The sequence below is a fragment of the Staphylococcus lutrae genome (assembly GCF_002101335.1).
Taxonomy (GTDB): domain Bacteria; phylum Bacillota; class Bacilli; order Staphylococcales; family Staphylococcaceae; genus Staphylococcus; species Staphylococcus lutrae.
In genome coordinates this window covers 2,201,954-2,221,624 of sequence record NZ_CP020773.1, presented here as the reverse complement: position 1 = coordinate 2,221,624, position 19,671 = coordinate 2,201,954, and the positions used below count along the sequence as shown (strand labels likewise).

Sequence of the window (19,671 nt, the reverse complement as noted above, 5' to 3'; positions counted from 1 at the left end):
AAAATAACGAGATTGAAGTGCTTCATCACAGCACTCACGCATTCAAGTCATCTTTGCCACATTAAAGCATAAGAATTGTAGCGGAATTGAGCACTTCAAGTCCCAGTCGCTTCATCATCTATTTAATTATTTTGCTTTTTTTTGCTCATCAAAAGTTTTTAAAATACCTTGACGTGATAAAAGATTGTGTACTGTATCCGTAGGTTTCGCACCATCTTTTAACCATTTTAATGCCAATGCTTCATCGATTTTTACTTCTGGTGTATTCACAGCTGATGGGTTGTATGTACCGATTTGTTCGATAATACGACCATCACGTGGTGCACGTGCATCTGCCACGACGATACGATAGAATGGATTTCTTTTTGAACCTAAGCGTGTTAAACGAATTTTAACTGCCATTTATAATTCTCTCCTTTAAATATCAAATGTTTTGTTATCTACAAGAAACTATAATAACAGGAAGTTTAACGTTTGTAAAGAGAAAATACTTTACCAATTTAGATTTGTATTTTATCTTTCCATTCGTTACGAAACTTCAAACACCGAAGCATTACTCGTCATAAATTGATATAATTGATGTCTCAGCTTCGACGTGATGAGATTGCGCCATCTCATCTATAGGAACTTCAACATATCTGAGTTCAACCGTTTCCCTATCTGTGATATAACGTTCTTGAAAACATTCATTGAATTCGAGTAACATGGCCTTTCCCATTTGCGTGACATAGACGGATAAATCATTATTATCTTGTCGATAGCCGTTCAAAAGCCCTGCTGCAAACAAACGGCGCAAATACTTTTGAAATGACTCTGAGACTGTATTCATTTCTTTATGATTTCTATGGAAATATCTGATTTGATAGAACAACAACCCCATCATCGCACCATCAAAAATCCCCATTGAATTATCAACATAAATTCTCAAGTTTTTATAGGTTAACCGCATTACAATTTTTAAAGTAAAAAAATCTTGATATGTAAAAATATACCACCCACTATGATCAAGATGTTGTCGAATTTGATTAAGTATCCTCACTTCCCCTCTTTTTGTATAAAAACTTTTGTTAGAAAAATACGTATGATTTTTATGATCACTAATTCGTATCGGCATATAAGCGAAAGCTCCCTTTTGAAATAATACGTAAATAGAACTTTTCGCATCTTTTTGAGTTAATGACAAAATTTTCTCATCATCATGTAAAATTGTTTGAAGTTTGAGTTCGATTTCATTTATCATTCAACATCCCCCATTTATGACGGCCCTACGTCCTTCCCTAGACAAACACATTTTCTGTCAATAGGTCTCCCTTTCTTTTCACCACATGACATGCATTGAATCATTGATGGAAATGATCCGCACGCCCTATTCCTCTGACACTTTCCCTTATCCATAGCTGTTAGATATGAACTGGTCTATCCCTTTATCCCATTCATGACGCACGAACAAAACCCGTTTCACCCTTATTTTTAGCTATGTTGCAACCTATTATAATATAAAATAGATTCATGTGGTGATATTGTTTTAATTTTTATAAGTCGCTCTTTTGTTTAAAATATTCCACAATGATAAAAAAGGGCGTACACTTTCAGAACATGAGCTGATTTTTGTTGAGACTTTTTAAAAGCGCAACATGCTATAAAAACCGAATGATTTTCAATTCAAAATCTGCGCAAAAAAACACCGAGATGTGTCACCACAACCCGATGTTGCTATAAATGGAAATTAAAACGGCAAATTCATACCTTTGAGCATGTTTTGCAGTTGATTCTGTTTCCCTTTCTTACCTTTACCGCCACCTGTAAATTGCTTCATCATCTTTTTCATATCATTAAACTGCTTCAATAAACGATTGACTTCTTGTAATGAGCGCCCTGAACCCGCAGCAATTCGACGTTTTCTCGACACGTTTAATTTTGCTGGATCCTCACGTTCATCTGGTGTCATGGACTGAATAATGGCCTTAATATGATCGATTTGTTTCTCGTTCATATTGAGTTTATCCAATCCTTTCATTTTATTCATACCCGGTATCATTTTCATAATATCATCAAGGGGCCCTAATTTTTTCACTTGATCGAGTTGATCTAAAAAGTCTTCTAACGTAAATGTAGACGTCCGCATTTTCTTTTCTAAATCTTTAGCTTTTTCTTGATCCACGTCTTGCTGTGCCTTTTCGATGAGACTCAATACATCTCCCATACCTAAAATACGAGACGCCATACGCTCTGGGTGAAAAAGTTCTAAACCATCCAGTTTTTCACTCATCCCAATAAACTTGATTGGCTTTTGAGTGACAGCACGAATAGAGAGCGCTGCCCCACCACGTGTATCCCCATCTAATTTAGTGAGTGTCACACCTGTCACATTTAATTGTTGATCAAAGGATTCCGCTACATTTACAGCATCTTGCCCCGTCATCGCGTCAACGACAAGCATGATTTCGTCTGGCTTTGAGATTTCTTTTACTTCTTGCAATTCATTCATTAATGCTTCATCGATGTGTAATCGTCCCGCAGTATCGACGATGACAAAGTCTAGATGTTCCGCTTTCGCATGCTGTAACGCATTTTGTACAATCTGTTGCGGCGGGACTTGATCCCCTTCACTGTATACGGGGATATCAATTTGTTTACCCACTGTTTGTAATTGTTTAATCGCAGCTGGACGATAAATATCACATGCAACAAGCAATGGTTTTTTGTTGTATTTTTTACGCATTAATAGTGCGAGTTTACCGGCTGTTGTCGTTTTACCGGCCCCTTGTAATCCGACCATCATGACAACAGTCGGCGGCTTTTTAGCCATTGTTATCGTGCTGTTGTCCCCTCCCATTAATGCCGTTAATTCTTCTTGTACGATTTTGATGACTTGTTGTCCAGGCGTTAATGATTTCATCACGTCAGAACCTAATGCACGCTCTGAAACAGTATTCACAAAGTTTTTAACGACTTTAAAGTTAACATCGGCTTCGAGTAAAGCAAGGCGCACTTCACGCATCATGACTTTGATATCAGCTTCAGTTACTTTACCTTTACCTTTAATTTTCTGCATCGTGGCTTGCAGTCGCTCAGATAATCCTTCAAAAGCCATAAAGTAACCCTCCTTATTCTAGTTCTTCAAGTTCTTGGATAGCATGTTCAATTTGTTCCGGTTCATCGATATGTTCACGGATATATTGATAGATTTCTTGTCGTTTTGTAAAGCGACGATATAACCCTAATTTCTTTTCATAATCTTCTACTAAATCGCCAGTTCTTCTTATGTTATCATATACGGCCTGCCGACTCACTTCAAACGTTTCTGCAATTTCACTTAAAGCATAGTCTTCCAAATAAAAGAGCCGTAAATAATTGCGCTGTTTTTCTGTAAGAAGTGATTGATAAAAATCAAATAGATAATTCATCCTAACCGTTTTAATTAAATCGTCCTCATGATGCATCGATCATCCCTCATTTTCTGGTTGATTTTCTGCTGTTTCTGGTACATTTTTTTCAATCATATCTGCAAACAAGCCGTATACATAACTTTCTGCATCAAACGGTTGTAAATCATCTAATTTTTCGCCTAAACCGACAAATTTTACAGGGATGTGTAACTCGTTACGAATCGCAAGAACAATACCACCTTTTGCTGTACCATCCAGTTTAGTTAGAACAATACCCGTTACATCCGTCACTTCTTTAAAGGCTTTCGCTTGTGATAACGCGTTTTGTCCAGTCGTTGCATCTAAACAGAGGAGCACTTCATGTGGCGCATTCGGAATCGAGCGACTAATCACACGCTTTACTTTCTCAAGTTCATTCATCAAATTTTGTTTGTTTTGCAGACGGCCCGCAGTATCACATATCAAAATATCGATGTTCTTGTTTTTAGCCGCATTTATTGCATCGTACATCACAGCGGCTGGGTCAGATCCTTCACCTTGACGCACAACATCGACGCCCACACGTTCTCCCCATACTTCGAGCTGCTCAATTGCACCTGCACGGAATGTATCACCTGCTGCTAACATGACCTTTTTGCCTTGTGCTTGATATCGGTGGGCTAATTTACCAATCGTTGTCGTTTTCCCTACACCGTTAACGCCAACCATCAAAATGATATTGAGTCGCCCCTCTTCAATGTTCATCACTTCTGATTGTGTATCATCTTGTTGATAAATTTCTACAATTTTCTCAACGATTGCTTCACGCAAATCTTCAGTTTCTGTAATGTTACGTCGCTTAGCTTCTAAACGTAACTCATCCACCAATGCCATCACCGTGTTGAATCCAACATCTGCTTGAATCAGCATTTCCTCTAAAGCTTCAAAGAAATCTTCATCCACTTTTCGATAATGTGCTAACAAATTGTTTAATTGATTTTGGAAATTTTCACGTGATTTTTCAAGTCCTTCACGGAATTTCGCACCCATTTTTTGCGATTCTAGTTCTTCAAATTCTTCGATTGATATTAAACCGTCATCAAAATCATCTGTTGTTGGGGGAACGTGTTGATCTTGCTGAACTTTTTCACTTTTTGTCGGCTGCGCCTTTTCATTTATTGGTTGCGCTTCTTCATTTTGTTGTAGATTTTGTTCATCTTGTTGTTCTTTTTCAGGTTTCGCAAATTTATCTTTTAATCGTTTAAAAAAACTCATTTTATGTTTGTTCCTCCTTCAATACTTCATCTATCGTATTTAAGTTCACACTGACGAGACGAGAGACACCCATTTCTTGCATGGTCACCCCATATAAACAATCGCACATTTCCATCGTTCCTTTACGATGCGTGATGACAATAAACTGGGTCTCCTTTGATAATGTTTTTAAATAGGTCGCATAACGTATGACATTCGCCTCATCCAAAGCCGCTTCGACCTCGTCCAATATCACGAATGGTGCGGATCTCACCTTTAAAATCGCAAATAATAAAGCAATGGCACTCAATGCACGCTCTCCACCGCTCAATAAAGACAAATGTTGTAACTTTTTCCCAGGTGGCTGAACTTTAATATCGACACCTGCTGTTAAATAGTCTTTTTCAGTCAATATCAATTCGGCTTGTCCGCCGCCAAATAGACTTTGAAATACATTGGCAAAGTGTCCTTGTATCGCATGGAACGTTTGACTGAATCGGTCAGCCACTTCCTCATCCATCTCTTGGATAATCTTTTCTAACGTCATTTTCGCGTCTCTTAAATCTTGACGTTGTTCGGATAAAAATTGATATCGGGTAGAGACCTCTTCATACTGCTCTACCGCATTTAAATTCACATGGCCTAACTCTTCTATCGACATTTTCGTTAATTTCACTTTCTGGCGCAACGCTTCAATCTCTTGCGCTTCTAGTGGATAATTTTGCTGTGCGTAGTTAAAAGTTATATGATACGTCTCTTCTAAATGCTTTAAAGCTTGGTCAATTAAAACGTCTAATCTTGACTGCGCTGTTTTAATTTCTTGGTACTGATTTTCAATATTTAATAATTTTTGATGAATGTGCTCCAGCGCTTGTTCATTGGATTCAATCAAATCTTCCATTTCCTGTCGCTGTTGTCTCAATTGTTGTTGAACTTCTATGTGACGGTCTTTTTCTGTTTGCTGTTGTGTGATTTGTGTTTGAATGGCTTCTAATGTCGAATCGTCATTGACTTCGTCTGAATTAATCAATGCCAATTGCGCTCGAAGCTTTTGTTGTTGTTCATCCAGTTGACCTTGTTGATGTTTCAATCGTTTTAATTGTTGCTGTTGCGTCGTCATTCGCTCAACAACCACTGCAAGATCCGACTGATGTTGGTGTAACTGCTGTTGTAACTGAGAGGTCTGTGCTTGCGTGACCTTCCGCTGTGCCGTCATCGCTTTAATGCGCTGATCCATTTTTTCAAGTTGTTCAGTCATCTGCGCTTGTTGTGCTTGTTTTTCTTGCAACGTCGCTTCACTTTGAGCACTTGCATAGCCATCATTTTTTTCGAATTCAAATTCCTCATGATCATGTTTCAGACGTTGTATCACTTCACTGTAACGGTCATGCTCCAATGCCAAGTGATGTAACGCTTGTTTGCAGTCATTATATTGTTGTTGTGCTGTGACATATTGTTCACTCAGTTGATCTTGTTCTGCTTTCTTAGTTTGGCAATACGTCTCCAATTGTTGCGTTTTCTCAACATATTCCTCTAACTGAGCTTGTAATTGTCGCATTTCATCTTTTTGTCCTAATAACGACTGACGTTGTTGCGTGCCGCCACCTGTCATAGAACCACCTGGGTTCACAACATCTCCCTCTAAAGTGACTAGACGTGTGTGGTATTGAATTGCACGCGCAATCTCATTCGCATGTTTCAAGTTGTCTACAATCAATGTACGTCCTAGTAAATGATTGATAATGCCACGATAGGATGAATCCACTTGGACAGCATCACTTGCAACAGTAACAAAACCCGGCATTTGTTGCGCCGTATTGATGATTCGTGCATCCAATGATTTGCCTTGAATGACAGACAAAGGTAAAAATGTCACTCGCCCCATTTTTTTAGTTTTTAAAAATTGAATGGCTTGTCGGGCTGCCGCTTCATCAGATACGATGATATGTTGCATACTTGCACCTAACGCCGTTTCAATTGCGCTCGTGTAGCGAGAAGGGACATCAATTTGTTGGGCGACTGCTCCGTGTATTCCCTTCAATTGATCGTCTTTCGCTTTTAAAATGGCTTTCACGCCTTGATAAAAATTGCTCAAATCATCCTCACGCATTTTCATCGTTTCAATACGGGCTTTCAGTTTATCGTTATAACGATACGCTTGATAAAGTTGAGATTCTGTTTGGTTTTGTACATTTTTAGCTTCTGTTAGTGCCGTCGCAATTTGTTTGCATTCATCTTCAATCTGCCGCATTTGTTGTTGCTGTTGTTGCTGTTGTTGTTCAATGTCAGCTTTTTGCTGTTGGGCATCTTTTAATTGCGCGTAGGCTTCTGATAAACGTGAATCAATGCGCTGTTGCTTGGCTTTATGTTCCTCTATCGTGCGCGTTAAAAAGCGAATGTCATTGTTGATATCGGCTTGTTCAGTAATCAATTGATAGTACTGATCTTTTAATTGCTCTACATCCGCTTCAACGTCCTCATCGGCTTGATACAATTGTCCTTCTAGTTGTTGGATGGTTGCATTCAACTGTTTTCTTTTGTCTTTTAACTGACAAATCGCTTGTTCGGTGTCAGAAAAGTCTTTATCAAGCAATTGCTGTTGATGATCAATCGCCAATTGTTCTTCTTCAATCCGTGCATTAGACTGAGATTGATTTTTTTGTCGTTCTTCTATTAATTGATATTTTCCAGCTAATTTTTCAACTTGTTCCGTTGCTTCGATGAGTTGTTGATTAACCGCTTCTAATTGTTGATCAATTTTAAAACGTTCACCTTTTGCGTTTTGAATCGTATGCGTGATTTGCGATTTTTTTTGATGTGCATCTGCCTGTTGCCCTTTTAATGCGTTTAATTCGACATCATATTGCGCAATTTGAGACTGATAAGATTGAACATCATGGACTGTGACTCGGATATCACTGTCTTTGAGTATCTCACTTAATTGTAAGTATTCTTTAGCAATCGCTGCCTCTTCTTTCAAAGGCTCAACACGACCTTCTAAATCATAAAGAATATCTTCCACACGCGTTAAATTATCTTCCGTTTGACTGAGCTTTTCTAAAGATGCTTCTTTACGTTTCTTATATTTCAACACGCCGGCTGATTCTTCAATGATCTGTCGTCGATCAATCGGTTTCGCATTGAGTACTTCATCTACTCTTCCTTGCGAAATAATACTAAATGCTTCTTTACCTAAACCAGAATCTAAAAATAAATCTCGAATATCTTTGAGCCGCCGCCGTTCATTATTTAAATAAAACGCACTATCACCGTTGCGATAAAGACGACGTGTCACCGTTACATCTTCGGCATCAATATTGAGCAAACCGCTACGATTATCTAATTTGAGTTGTACTTCTGCTAGATTTTGTGCATTGCGGTGTTTGGCTCCAGAAAAAATAATATCCTCCATTTTGCTCCCACGTAATACGCGTGCAGATTGTTCACCGAGGACCCATTTTATCGCATCTGTTATATTACTTTTCCCACTCCCGTTAGGTCCTACAATTGCTGTTACCCCTTGATCAAAACGAATTTCAGTGGCTTCTGCAAAGGATTTAAATCCAAATGCATCAATTGATTTTAAATAAACCATAATCTACTCCTTATGCGTCATCAATACGTATGCTTGTTCAGCAGCCTTTTGTTCAGACTCCTTTTTCGTACGTCCTTCACCTTGAGAAACGGACTTACCGTTCAATAAAATCTCAGAAGTAAACATTTTATTATGTGCGGGACCGTCTTCTTTGACAATTCTATATTGAATGATACCTAAATAGTGTTGGTGTACAAATTCTTGAAACTTTGTTTTAAAATCGATGACACCTGTAAGTTGCTTGTCTTTCACATGTGGAAAGATGACTGTCTCTGCAAATTGCCAAACAACCGATAATCCTTGATCTAAATACAAAGCGCCGATAAATGCTTCGAAGACATCCGCAACCAATGACGGACGTGTTCTTCCTCCTGTTTTTTCTTCACCTTTACCGAGTAAAATCAGTGACATGAGCTCAATCTGTTTTGCAAAAATGACCAAAGAAGGTTCGCAAACAATCGTTGCACGCATTTTCGTTAAATCGCCTTCAGGTAATTGCGGAAAAGTATCAAATAAATAGCGTGAAATCGTTAATTCTAGTACCGCATCACCTAAAAACTCTAACCGTTCGTTATGTTCAGTTCGTGCCATGTTAAAATCATTGATAAAACTTGAATGTGAAAAAGCTTGTTGGTATAGCGTGATGTCGTTATACTGCAACTCCCATTCTTCCATTTTAGTTTTAAATTTTTCTTGAAATTGCGCAATCAGCATTTCTTTTCGCGCTTTAGTCATTCCGTCAATGCCTCCTTTAAATTGCTATAAAACGACCGTTCCAATTCTTGATACATTACTTAGCAAATGCTAAAAAACAATCTTATTGAATACGCTCTCAAACTTTTAGTGAGCACATCACAATGTCATCGTGTTCAATAAAAGTGAGATGCCTTTATTCAAATTCCATACCCTTTATTATACGTGATATCATAACTAAAACCTACTATATAATAAAAAATCTGAGCCGAAAAATCGACTCAGATGAAAGGCATTATTTTTCAAGTGTATTAATGTAATTAACAGCGTCTCCAACTGTATTGATTTTTTCGGCTTCTTCATCTGGAATCTCAGTGCCGAATTCATCTTCTAATTCCATAACTAACTCTGCAATATCAAGTGAATCTGCGCCTAAATCATCTTTGAATGATGCATCCTCAGTGACCTTATCCGCATCAACGCCTAAACGGTCAACGATGATGTCTTTAACTTTATCGAAGTTGTCCACAGTCTTTCACCTCCTTATTAATCATGTTACGCGTGCACAAAACATATTTTGCGCATTCTTTTATCGAATTGAAATACTCGACTGTTATATTTTGCCATTTTATCTGCGTAAATACAACCCATTTCCGATAAGTTCAATCCGTCATTTTTAAATTTATCATTGAATGTCAATCGGCCTAATGATTGTGTCGTCAATTATTCCATATGCATGCCACCATTGACATGAATGGTTTGCCCTGTAATATACGCTGCTTTTTCAGAAGCTAAAAACGCCACCGTGTGTGCAATATCGGTATCTTGACCAAATCGGCCTAACGGTATTTGTGTTTTCATTGTGGCTTTCAAGTCATCGCTGAGCGCATCTGTCATATCAGAAACGATAAATCCAGGTGCAACCGCATTAACAGTAATATGGCGCGATGCCAATTCACGTGCTGCCGTTTTAGTCATTCCAATGACACCCGCTTTAGATGCCACATAGTTAATTTGTCCAGGGTTTCCAACTGCACCCACCACGCTCGTTAAATTAATAATGCGACCACTACGCTGTTTTAACATTTGTGGTGTCACTTTTTGAATACAGTTGAAAACACCCTTTAAATTTGTGTCAATGACTGCATCCCATTCATGTTCTTTCATTCTCATCAATAAGTTATCTCTTGTAATCCCCGCGTTGTTCACCAGCACATCTAACGAACCAAATGTTTTAACAGTCTCTTTAATCATGGCTTTGACTTCATCACCGTTAGCTACATTCGCTTGAATCGCCATGCTGTCTACACCTTTGGCCTTAATTTCTTCCACTACGGCTTCTGCCTTATCTTTATTTCCTGCGTAGTTCACAACGACATTGTAACCTTCTTCTGCAAGTTGTAATGCGATGCTACGACCAATACCACGTGAAGCACCTGTAACTAATGCGACTTTACTCATTTGTTTTCCATTCCTTTACGTCTTCGAGTGTTTGAATCGAAGTTATTTTAACATCTCTATTTATTTTTTTAACTAATCCAGACAAGACTTTGTTCGGACCGATTTCAATAAAATGATCTACACCTTGTTCGATGAGCCATTCAACAGATGCGATAAATTGAACAGGTGAATACAGTTGCGCCACCATGTTCTGTTTAATTTTTTCACCCTCTGTTTCAGGTCGTGCATTGACATTTTGAACCACAGGATACTGTGCATCGTGCCACTCAAACTGATCAATAAACGTTCTAAAATCATCCTCAATCACTTGCATCATCGAAGAATGAAATGGACCAGATACCGCTAAAGGCATCACTCTTTTTGCACCGAGTGACTTCCCTTCGTTCACTAATCGATCAATGGCTTCTTTATGGCCTGACACTACAATTTGACCAGGCGCATTAATATTCGCAGGCTCAATCACAGATGTTTCAGTTGAAAGCTGTGTGCAAACTGCCTTGACTTCATCGAATGATAATCCTAACACAGCCGCCATACTTCCCACACCGTTTGGAAATGCTTGAGCCATAAGCGCGCCACGTTTACGCACAATTTGTACAGCATCTTCAAACTTTAACACGCCACTCATCACTAAGCTGGAATATTCACCTAAGCTATGACCAATAGTATAATCAGCTGCCGGGCATCCCATCGCATGATAAAGTGCCATACTATGTGTTAACAATGCAGGCTGTGTATTTTCTGTCTGACCTAAGATTTGATTTGGATCTTCAAACATTGTTTCGAGCAAATCAAATGTTACATTTTTTGCTGCAACATCTAACACTGCCGTTGCTGCTTCATCATGTTGATAGAGGTCTTGTGCCATACCTACTTTTTGTGCCCCTTGTCCTGGAAACATCAAAACTGTCTTACTCATGAATGTTACCCACCTTTTCTCTCATACTCTCTACAATGCGTGTTTCACTGGCGATTTTCGCTTGACGGATAGCAGAATAAAACGCTTTAGCATTTGAACTTCCGTGTGCTTTCACCACAATGCCGTCTAACCCTAAAAGCACGGACCCACCATATTCAGAATAATCTAGTTGTTTTGCAATGCGTTTGATATCGCGTTTCATAACCAAAGTCGCTAACTTGTTTTTCACTTTTCTGAGCAAGTCATTTTTTAAAATCTTACCAAATGACTTGGCGATGCCTTCCAGATTTTTCAACACCATATTACCTGTAAAACCATCTGTGACAATGACATCCGCTTCATCTTCCATCAACATTTTTGCTTCGATATTGCCAACAAAATGAAACAATTCTGACTCTGACATTAAGCGAAATGCTTCTTTAGTTAGACTGTTCCCTTTTTGTGCTTCAGTACCAATATTTAACAACGCGACTCTCGGTTTAGCAATATCCCTTACCTTTTGTGCATAAATATGACCTAAAACAGCATTTTGATAAAGATGTTCTGCTTTTGCATCTGCATTCGCACCCACATCAAGGAATACAACACCTTTACCATTCACTGTTGGTAACGTCACAACGAGTGCAGGTCTTGCAACGCCCGGTAATCGTCCAACGATAAATAAACCCGCTGACATTAAAGCGCCTGTATTCCCTGCAGATACACATGCTTCGGCCTCTCCATTTTTCACTGCTTCAGCCATGCGGACCATCGAACTATCTTTTTTGCGCTTTATCGCACGTACAGGTTCATCTTCCATTGAAATTGCTTCGCTGGTATGTCGCATTTCAATTCTAGGATGATTTAAATGATATTGTTTTTCGTCACCGAAAAGTATGATCTCTAAATCATCAAAATCATGGACAGCCTTTTCGACTGCTTCAAGTACGATATGAGGGGCATCGTCGCCACCCATCATATCTACAGCTATTTTTGCCATCTTATTCATCCTCACTTATGTAATACATTTTAAATAGGCCTTCAAAGACTTTTTCTTGCGCAACAAATGATGTCACACTGATTTCATAATATTTTCCACCATGAAATTGAACTTCCGCATGCGCAATGACTACATCACCAAGCTGAACCGGTTTGACAAAATGAATATGACTTTCTTTGGTCAATACCGATGCATGTTTTAAAACTGCAACACATAAAGAATTCGCTTGCGCAAATAACACATGCCCTCTCGCAATTGCATTTCTCGCAAAAACATCCTTTTTTGAAATCGTCAAAATGGACTTTCCTTCTGAGTTAGGCTCAAGAAAAACAACATCTCCAATAATGTCCTGATCTTCAAGTGCACTAATGTTTTGATATTGATCTTTGGCTACATTTTTTACGCGCTCTCGAAGTTCAGGAATTTTCAACTGACTTCGATCAAGTCGTATCGTTTGTATGCTCACTTCAAACATTTCACTTAAAGCTTGATCCGTAATAAATGGATTTTGCTGGATGGTTGTTTTCATTCGTGCGCGTCTTTCATCTTTTGTTTTTTTCACATCATCGCCACCCAAATTTAGTACCAAGTCTTAATTGACTCCACTTCATTTTACCATGTTTCACAACAAGTTCAAAATAATTATACACACTCAGAGTATACAGTGCACTTTGTGGTATTGTCGTCTATATTTAAGATTTTTATATGATTAATCAAAACTTTGATACAATACTTTATCTTCAATAAATGTCCGCAAATGCTGATACATCTCAGTAAAAAATTCACCTGACTGAATGAGTTTTGCGGCTTCATCTCTTGCAACTTCTAACATGCGATAGTCTTCTACTAAATTCCCAACTAAAAATTCAGGGAGGCCGCTTTGCTTCACACCAAAAAAGTCACCAGGCCCTCTCATTTCCAAATCACGCTCACTTAATTCAAAACCATCTGTCGTTTGCGTCATAATTTGCATACGCTCAATTCCAGTTTCGGTTTTAGGGGAGGCGATTAAGACACAATAACTTTGAAAATCACTTCTTCCAACACGACCTCGTAGTTGATGTAAAGTAGATAGGCCAAAACGATCGGCATCATAAATCATCATAAACGTGGCATTGGGGACATTCACACCCACTTCAACTACGGTCGTTGCGACTAGGACATCAATGTCATGTGTACTGAAGCGGTGCATCATGGTGTCCTTTTCGTCAGAAGTCATTTTACCGTGCAATAATCCAATGCGACGATGAGGAAGTGCTGCTTGTAAGTTTTCATATAATGCAATTGCGTTTTGAACATCTTCCAAATGCTCTGAACTCTCAATTAAAGGAGAAATTGCATAAGCCTGTCGCCCTTTTTGAAGTTCTTTTTCCAATTGTCCAATGACTTGTTGATAACGTTCATGCTTAACCCAAAAAGTTTGAATCGGCTTACGCCCTTTAGGTAAACTTTTAATGGATGAAACATCCATTTCACCAAATACGGATATCGCAAGCGTCCTTGGAATAGGCGTCGCAGTCATAAATAAGACATTCGTTAATGCCCCTTTTTCACGAAGTTTTTGACGTTGTTGAACACCAAAGCGGTGTTGTTCATCTGTGATAACTAAACCTACATTGTGAAAATCGACATCATCTTGAATTAAAGCATGTGTTCCAATCAAACAATCAATCTCACCATTCGCAAGACTTTCTAATAATAAACGCCTTTTTTTACCTTTAACAGTACCTGTCAGCAACGCCACATTCATATGCGGACCGAATAATGCTGCGAGACTTTCTGCGTGTTGTTCAGCTAATATCTCGGTAGGAACCATGAGTGCAGATTGGTATCCAGCTGTTTTCATCGCATACATACAAATCGCTGCAACGACCGTTTTTCCTGAACCTACATCGCCTTGAAGTAAACGATGCATTCGAATTGGCGCTTTTAAATCACGAAAAATTTCATTAACACTTTGTTTTTGCCCGTCAGTCAACTCAAAAGGTAACGTCTCGATAAATGTTTTGACCTTTTGAATATCATAATTGACTTCCTGTGCTTCTTCCGACATCTTTTCAAGTCGATTCAACCATTGCATCCGCAATTCAAACATAAAAAATTCAGTAAAAGCGAATGTGCGACGTGCTTTTATTAATGACGTTTGATCTTTCGCTTCATGTAGCGCGTGAATGGTATCATGCAACGTTTCTAATTGATATTGTTGACGTAAACCCACTGGAAGCCATTCGTGTATCGTCGTATCTTTCAATGTTTGTTGAATCATATCTCTTAAAGTTTTTTGCTTTAAACCTTCTTTCACACGATAAACCGGCGTGAACTGCGCATGTGTCACTTGCGTTGTATCAAAAATCATTTTTTGTCCGTTGATTTCTTGCTTACGTCGCGACCATTTCCCTTTAATCATCACCGTTTCATGTAATTGAATCTTATTTTTTAAATAAGGTTGATTGAAAAATACGGCTTTAACGGCGATTCCATTAATGATCAAATGCACCGTTAATTTAGAACGATTTCTCCCAAAAAAAGCGACAGTTGGGGTTGAATAAATTTCCCCCATAACTGTCACATTTGCTTCATCATCCGCACGTGTTAAATCTACCAACGTATTATCTTCATAACGCATCGGCAAATACAACACCAAATCTTGAATGGTATGAATATTCATTTCATTTAAAAGTAGGAGTAGTTTCGGTCCTAACCCTTTGATGTCCTTGAGTTCATAAGGATTTTCAATCAGGTTTAATTTTGTCATGTTTAATCACCAAATATTTGTTGTTTTAATCGTTGACCTGTAGGTGTACCTGCCAAGCCGCCACGCCCCGTTTCGCGTAAAGCAGATGGCATTGTTTGTCCGATTTTATACATCGCATCAATAACCTCGTCTGTCGGAATTCGTGATGTGATGCCTGCCAAAGCCATATCCGCTGACACAATTGCATTAGACGCCCCTGCCGCATTCCGTTTTACACAAGGGACTTCCACTAATCCGGCGACCGGATCACACACAAGGCCTAACATGTTTTTCAGGCAAATGGCAAACCCATCAGCCGATTGTTGTGGAGAACCCCCTGCCGCTTCAACGATTGCCGCGGCAGCCATTGCACTTGCCGAGCCGACTTCTGCTTGACATCCACCAGCGGCACCAGAAATTGAAGCATTATTGGCAACGACAAATCCAAAGGCACCTGAAGTGAGCAAAAAATTCAGCATGTCTTGTCGACTTAATTGTAATCTATTTTTGAGAGAAAATAAAACGCCAGGAACAACGCCAGCAGAACCAGCAGTAGGCGTCGCACAAATTTTACCCATCGCAGCATTGACCTCATTTGTAGCAACGGCCTTGCTCACTGCATCTAGGATCAGATCTCCAGCTAGTGATTGACCAGACGCCACATACCGCTTCATTAGGACTGCATCTCCACCTGTTAAACCTGTTTTAGATGTGACACCTGCCAAACCTTCATCTAACGCTTTTTCCATCGTTTCTAAATTGCGATTCATATGCGTATAAACTTCTTCAGCTGTCATCCCTGTTACTGCCATCTCTTGTTCAAGCATGACTTCATAGATTGCTTTATTCTCTGTTTCACATTTATCAATCAGTTCTTTCACACTTTTAAACATTTTAACTTCTGTCATCATGACTTATCCCCATTAACGAAACTGTTACGACACCTGGTACTTGTCGAATTAAATTGAGTATTTCTTCATTGACATCCTCATCTAGCTCACAAGTCATTAACGCTTGATCTCCTTTTTCTTTACGGGAAACCTGCATACTCCCTACATTGATGCCTCGATCACCAATAATATTAGCGACTTTTCCAATTGTTCCAAATGTATCTTGGTGAAATACAAGCAATGTAGGATAATTACCACTTATCGCTAACGGAAAACCATTAATCGCTACGACTTCTATTTTACCACCACCGATAGATACACCTTCAACAGAAATATTTTTATCGCTATCTGTCATATCTATGATTGCTGTATTCGGGTGTGAACGTTCCTCTGTCATCTCTATGAAATGGACTTTCATACCTGCTTTTTCAGCCGTATCTAAACTCGTTTCTATACGATCATCATCGGTGTCATAACCTAACAAACCTCCGACTAATGCAACATCTGTCCCATGTCCTTTATAAGTTTCCATGAAGGAACCGTACAAATAGATGTCGGCTCGATCTGGCTGCTGACCAAACAAGTCGCGCGCGACCCGACCAATTCTAACGGCGCCAGCTGTATGTGAAGACGATGGCCCAACCATCGTCGGTCCGATAATATCAAAAACACTTTTATATTTCATTTTTGCTCCCCCTCATCAAAGACCATCAAATGTGTCACTCCATTATAACAATGTTCTCTTTGTAATGTAATTTTTGAAGTTTCTTCTTATGAATTTTTTTATATTTTGATTTTTATTTTAATGAACAACGTGTTTTATTTCGTGATGAAAGAACCTCACCCCCTGTCATCGCAAAAAACAACTGAGGATGAATTTACTTCAGTAATACAAAAAGTTGAATGGCGCTTCACTTTGAAGTCGTATTCACCATACCCACCTCATCTAAAAATTACACATCATTAAGAAAAATGAGGGTACACGATATCACTTTTGAATAAATATGACATAAGATACTTTGAGAACATATCGTACCTGTTGTGCTACAATCATACGACGTCCGCTCGACTATGGTGCTCGTCAAACGCTTCACCTCAAAACTGCATTTTAAAAATGGATTCAAACCTCTAAAAAGCATCAAACAACGACTTATCATTGTTTGATGCTTTTTATTTTAAAACAGTATGACTATCTCATTATTCAACGGCAAATAAATATGGATAGATCGGTTGTTGACCATTTTGTACTTCGATTTCAACTTCTTCATATTGCGTTTCTACAAATGTTTCAATCCACGCTGTCAAATCTGCATCCGCTTCCTCACCCGTAATGATTGTTAAAATTTCACTATCATCATTTAACATCGATTCCAAAGTTTGTTGTAACACGTTTTTCTTGTCGCGATCACTCGCTACAATTTTATCTTCAATCAGTCCAATAAAAGCATCTTTTTCAATTTCGATTCCTTCTATTTTCGTATCTCTCACTGCATACGTCATTGCACCTGATTTCACATCTTTGATTGCTGCTGTCATGGCTTCTTTGTTAGTCGCCATATCTTCGCTGTCATCATAATGGAACAATGCAGCCATGCCTTGAGGAATTGTACGTGTTGGAATAATGACAGTTTCCGCATCGACAATATCCGCCGCTTGTTGACTCGCCATTTGAATATTTTTATTGTTTGGTAATATGATCGCGCGCTTACAACCACTCTCATTAATCACTTTAACAATGTCTTCGGTAGAAGGGTTCATCGTTTGTCCGCCACTAATAATATGTGTGGCACCCATTGATTTGAAAAGTTCAGTAATGCCCTCTCCCATCGAAATCGTAATAATCGCTGTTTCAACGGTTTGTTGTTTTTCAGCCGCCTCTTTCTTAGAACGTGAATGCGTTACGGCTTCTTTACGTAGCAACTCCCTGTGTTGTTCTCTCATGTTCTCAGCTTTAACTTTAATCAATTCGCCGTACTTTTGACCGAATGAGAAAACCTCACCCGGTGTTTCCGTATGAACATGTACTTTTACAATTTCGTCATCACTAATGACAAGTAAAGAATCGCCAAATCGGCTCATTTCCGTTCTAAAATCGGCTTCGTCAAAAGGTTTTTTACCGGACTGAAAGCGAACCATCATTTCAGTACAATACCCATAAACGATATCTTCAGTGTCCATTACACCGTGGAAATCATGCTGATCATTAAAGAATGTGTCCTGGTCGACCTTAGATGTTTCAGCTTCAATTTTTTCGCCTCTCATCGCTTTTAAAAAGCCCTCATAAACTAGCGTAAGTCCTTTTCCACCACTATCGACAACCCCTACTTCTTTCAGTACAGGTAACAAGTTCGGTGTGTTTTCCAATGCCTTTTGTGCCTCTTTGTAGACGTGCATCATGACTTCTAAACAGTCATCTGTTTCTGAAGCTTTTGCCATTGCAGCGTGTCCTGCCTCTTTAGCAACAGTTAAAATCGTACCTTCTACCGGTTTCATCACTGCTTTATACGCCGTTTTAACACCTGCATCAAAACTCTCCGCAAACTGTTTTGCGTCAATCTCTGCCTTATCTTCTAACGCTTTAGAAAAACCACGAAAGATTTGCGACAAGATGACACCTGAGTTACCCCGTGCACCCATCAACAACCCTTTAGAGAAAGCCTTTCCTAAATCACCAATATGCGCAGTTAAATGCGCTTGAACTTCTTCACGCCCCGATGTCATCGATAAGTTCATATTGGTTCCTGTATCCCCATCTGGCACTGGATAAACATTTAATGCATCTACCATATCCGCATTATTAGATAAATTCTGTGCCCCTTGTATAATCATGTCGGCAAATAAATTACCGTTGATTTTAGTTACCATGCAAATATCCTCCTAATTTTCTTTCCTGTCATTAATAAAACGCACGCCCTGAACAAAAATATTTACAGAGTTGACTTTAAGTTTCAATGTGTTTTCAAGTGTATACTTCACTGTCGCTTGCACGTTTTGTGCAACTTCAGAAATTTTCACACCATAACTCACAATAATGTGCATATCTACATCTAAAACACCATTATCTTCCCTCACAACGATCCCTTTCGCATAATTTTCATGTCCTAGAATTTCCGCCAGCCCATCTCGGACTTGTTGACGTGAAGCCATGCCCACAATCCCATAACATTCGACTGCTTTACCACCTACTATAGATGCAATGACTTCATTTGAGATATCAATACTTCCATATTCATTTGTAATTTCTAAAGCCATATTTTACGCCTCCCATTTACAAATTCATTTTATCATCATAGCTGTCTATATATTTAAAAAAATTTAATGCATAATTTTAATAAAATAATCTTGTTTCTATTGGTTTTATATTACTATATCTTATTCTTTGTTGCCAACAAGAGATGAATAGTAACGATTTTCTAATGCCTAACAGTTAATCACAACTTCAAATTATATCAGAAAGTGTACTGTACAAAAAGTAATTTATGAAAATATAACCTGTTTTTTTATTGCATGTCAATGACTGTTGTGGTATATTGTTTTAGTATGTAGTAGAAATGTGTATTTGTATTTCTTAAAGGAGGTACGATGATGGGTAAAGAATGTTTCGTAACAGGACGTAAAGCTTCAACAGGAAACAGTCGTTCACACGCATTAAATTCAACTAAGCGTCGTTGGAATGCAAACTTACAAAAAGTAAGAATTCTCGTTGATGGCAAACCTAAAAAAGTTTGGGTTTCAGCTCGTGCTTTAAAATCAGGTAAAGTTACTCGCGTATAATTAA

The 19,671-nt window shown here is 38.6% G+C and carries 18 protein-coding genes; 1 reads left to right on the top strand and 17 read right to left on the bottom strand.

What is annotated here, in order from left to right:
• Positions 1-126 precede the first annotated feature (126 nt).
• The 17 genes from rpsP to B5P37_RS10255 all read right to left on the bottom strand — a co-directional run bounded on the left by rpsP (position 127) and on the right by B5P37_RS10255 (position 19,145).
• Positions 127-402 carry a 30S ribosomal protein S16 gene (gene rpsP, locus B5P37_RS10335; RefSeq protein ID WP_085238131.1) on the bottom strand — a complete coding sequence of 92 codons (276 nt, stop codon included), beginning with the start codon at positions 400-402 and terminating at the stop codon, positions 127-129.
• A 151-nt stretch (positions 403-553) separates the two neighbouring features.
• Positions 554-1,240 (bottom strand): hypothetical protein, encoded by a 687-nt coding sequence (locus B5P37_RS10330; protein ID WP_085238130.1) that lies wholly within the window; start codon positions 1,238-1,240, stop codon positions 554-556.
• 486 nt (positions 1,241-1,726) lie between these two features.
• Positions 1,727-3,094: a signal recognition particle protein gene (gene ffh / locus B5P37_RS10325; protein ID WP_085238129.1), complete on the bottom strand. Its 1,368-nt coding sequence runs from the start codon at positions 3,092-3,094 to the stop codon at positions 1,727-1,729.
• A 13-nt stretch (positions 3,095-3,107) separates the two neighbouring features.
• On the bottom strand, positions 3,108-3,443 hold the full coding sequence (locus tag B5P37_RS10320) for a putative DNA-binding protein (RefSeq protein WP_085238128.1): 336 nt from the start codon (positions 3,441-3,443) through the stop codon (positions 3,108-3,110).
• A gap of 3 nt (positions 3,444-3,446) precedes the next feature.
• Positions 3,447-4,643: a signal recognition particle-docking protein FtsY gene (gene ftsY, locus B5P37_RS10315; protein WP_085238127.1), complete on the bottom strand. Its 1,197-nt coding sequence runs from the start codon at positions 4,641-4,643 to the stop codon at positions 3,447-3,449.
• 1 nt (position 4,644) lies between these two features.
• Positions 4,645-8,217 (bottom strand): chromosome segregation protein SMC, encoded by a 3,573-nt coding sequence (smc, locus tag B5P37_RS10310; protein WP_085238126.1) that lies wholly within the window; start codon positions 8,215-8,217, stop codon positions 4,645-4,647.
• A 3-nt stretch (positions 8,218-8,220) separates the two neighbouring features.
• Positions 8,221-8,952, bottom strand: coding sequence for a ribonuclease III (gene rnc / locus B5P37_RS10305; RefSeq protein WP_085238125.1), 732 nt, complete (start codon positions 8,950-8,952; stop codon positions 8,221-8,223).
• Between the two features lie 253 nt (positions 8,953-9,205).
• Complete coding sequence (locus B5P37_RS10300) at positions 9,206-9,439, bottom strand: acyl carrier protein (protein ID WP_085238124.1); 234 nt, start codon at positions 9,437-9,439, stop codon at positions 9,206-9,208.
• Positions 9,440-9,633: 194 nt separating this feature from the next.
• The gene (fabG, locus tag B5P37_RS10295) at positions 9,634-10,371 is read right to left on the bottom strand and encodes a 3-oxoacyl-[acyl-carrier-protein] reductase (protein ID WP_085238123.1); all 738 of its coding nucleotides are present in this window, start codon (positions 10,369-10,371) and stop codon (positions 9,634-9,636) included.
• Positions 10,364-11,290 (bottom strand): ACP S-malonyltransferase, encoded by a 927-nt coding sequence (gene fabD / locus B5P37_RS10290; RefSeq protein ID WP_085238122.1) that lies wholly within the window; start codon positions 11,288-11,290, stop codon positions 10,364-10,366. Before fabD ends, fabG begins: the two co-directional genes overlap by 8 nt.
• Entirely contained in the window at positions 11,283-12,269 is a 987-nt protein-coding gene (plsX, locus tag B5P37_RS10285; protein WP_085238121.1) for a phosphate acyltransferase PlsX, read from the bottom strand. The genes fabD and plsX overlap by 8 nt, the downstream gene beginning before the upstream one ends.
• 1 nt (position 12,270) lies before the next feature.
• The gene (gene fapR / locus B5P37_RS10280; protein ID WP_169710807.1) at positions 12,271-12,831 is read right to left on the bottom strand and encodes a transcription factor FapR; all 561 of its coding nucleotides are present in this window, start codon (positions 12,829-12,831) and stop codon (positions 12,271-12,273) included.
• A gap of 147 nt (positions 12,832-12,978) precedes the next feature.
• Entirely contained in the window at positions 12,979-15,024 is a 2,046-nt protein-coding gene (gene recG, locus B5P37_RS10275; protein ID WP_085238119.1) for an ATP-dependent DNA helicase RecG, read from the bottom strand.
• Positions 15,025-15,026: 2 nt separating this feature from the next.
• A complete protein-coding gene (gene sdaAA, locus B5P37_RS10270) occupies positions 15,027-15,896 on the bottom strand; it encodes an L-serine ammonia-lyase, iron-sulfur-dependent, subunit alpha (RefSeq protein ID WP_085238468.1) in 870 nt (289 codons plus the stop codon).
• Position 15,897: 1 nt separating this feature from the next.
• Positions 15,898-16,578 carry an L-serine ammonia-lyase, iron-sulfur-dependent subunit beta gene (gene sdaAB / locus B5P37_RS10265; protein ID WP_085238118.1) on the bottom strand — a complete coding sequence of 227 codons (681 nt, stop codon included), beginning with the start codon at positions 16,576-16,578 and terminating at the stop codon, positions 15,898-15,900.
• A 512-nt stretch (positions 16,579-17,090) separates the two neighbouring features.
• Entirely contained in the window at positions 17,091-18,758 is a 1,668-nt protein-coding gene (gene fakA, locus B5P37_RS10260; protein ID WP_085238117.1) for a fatty acid kinase catalytic subunit FakA, read from the bottom strand.
• 12 nt (positions 18,759-18,770) lie between these two features.
• Positions 18,771-19,145, bottom strand: coding sequence for an Asp23/Gls24 family envelope stress response protein (locus B5P37_RS10255; RefSeq protein ID WP_085238116.1), 375 nt, complete (start codon positions 19,143-19,145; stop codon positions 18,771-18,773).
• A gap of 333 nt (positions 19,146-19,478) precedes the next feature.
• Between B5P37_RS10255 and rpmB the strand changes: the two genes are divergently transcribed.
• Positions 19,479-19,667 carry a 50S ribosomal protein L28 gene (gene rpmB, locus B5P37_RS10250; protein ID WP_085238115.1) on the top strand — a complete coding sequence of 63 codons (189 nt, stop codon included), beginning with the start codon at positions 19,479-19,481 and terminating at the stop codon, positions 19,665-19,667.
• Positions 19,668-19,671: the final 4 nt, after the last annotated feature.

What these genes read in the sequence shown, in the direction of transcription:
- rpsP (WP_085238131.1), bottom strand. Translation starts at nt 402, where the DNA reads ATGGCAGTTAAAATTCGTTTAACACGCTTAGGTTCAAAAAGAAATCCA.
- B5P37_RS10330 (WP_085238130.1), bottom strand. Translation starts at nt 1,240, where the DNA reads ATGATAAATGAAATCGAACTCAAACTTCAAACAATTTTACATGATGAT.
- ffh (WP_085238129.1), bottom strand. Translation starts at nt 3,094, where the DNA reads ATGGCTTTTGAAGGATTATCTGAGCGACTGCAAGCCACGATGCAGAAA.
- B5P37_RS10320 (WP_085238128.1), bottom strand. Translation starts at nt 3,443, where the DNA reads ATGCATCATGAGGACGATTTAATTAAAACGGTTAGGATGAATTATCTA.
- ftsY (WP_085238127.1), bottom strand. Translation starts at nt 4,643, where the DNA reads ATGAGTTTTTTTAAACGATTAAAAGATAAATTTGCGAAACCTGAAAAA.
- smc (WP_085238126.1), bottom strand. Translation starts at nt 8,217, where the DNA reads ATGGTTTATTTAAAATCAATTGATGCATTTGGATTTAAATCCTTTGCA.
- rnc (WP_085238125.1), bottom strand. Translation starts at nt 8,952, where the DNA reads ATGACTAAAGCGCGAAAAGAAATGCTGATTGCGCAATTTCAAGAAAAA.
- fabG (WP_085238123.1), bottom strand. Translation starts at nt 10,371, where the DNA reads ATGAGTAAAGTCGCATTAGTTACAGGTGCTTCACGTGGTATTGGTCGT.
- fabD (WP_085238122.1), bottom strand. Translation starts at nt 11,290, where the DNA reads ATGAGTAAGACAGTTTTGATGTTTCCAGGACAAGGGGCACAAAAAGTA.
- plsX (WP_085238121.1), bottom strand. Translation starts at nt 12,269, where the DNA reads ATGGCAAAAATAGCTGTAGATATGATGGGTGGCGACGATGCCCCTCAT.
- recG (WP_085238119.1), bottom strand. Translation starts at nt 15,024, where the DNA reads ATGACAAAATTAAACCTGATTGAAAATCCTTATGAACTCAAGGACATC.
- sdaAA (WP_085238468.1), bottom strand. Translation starts at nt 15,896, where the DNA reads ATGTTTAAAAGTGTGAAAGAACTGATTGATAAATGTGAAACAGAGAAT.
- sdaAB (WP_085238118.1), bottom strand. Translation starts at nt 16,578, where the DNA reads ATGAAATATAAAAGTGTTTTTGATATTATCGGACCGACGATGGTTGGG.
- fakA (WP_085238117.1), bottom strand. Translation starts at nt 18,758, where the DNA reads ATGGTAACTAAAATCAACGGTAATTTATTTGCCGACATGATTATACAA.
- B5P37_RS10255 (WP_085238116.1), bottom strand. Translation starts at nt 19,145, where the DNA reads ATGGCTTTAGAAATTACAAATGAATATGGAAGTATTGATATCTCAAAT.
- rpmB (WP_085238115.1), top strand. Translation starts at nt 19,479, where the DNA reads ATGGGTAAAGAATGTTTCGTAACAGGACGTAAAGCTTCAACAGGAAAC.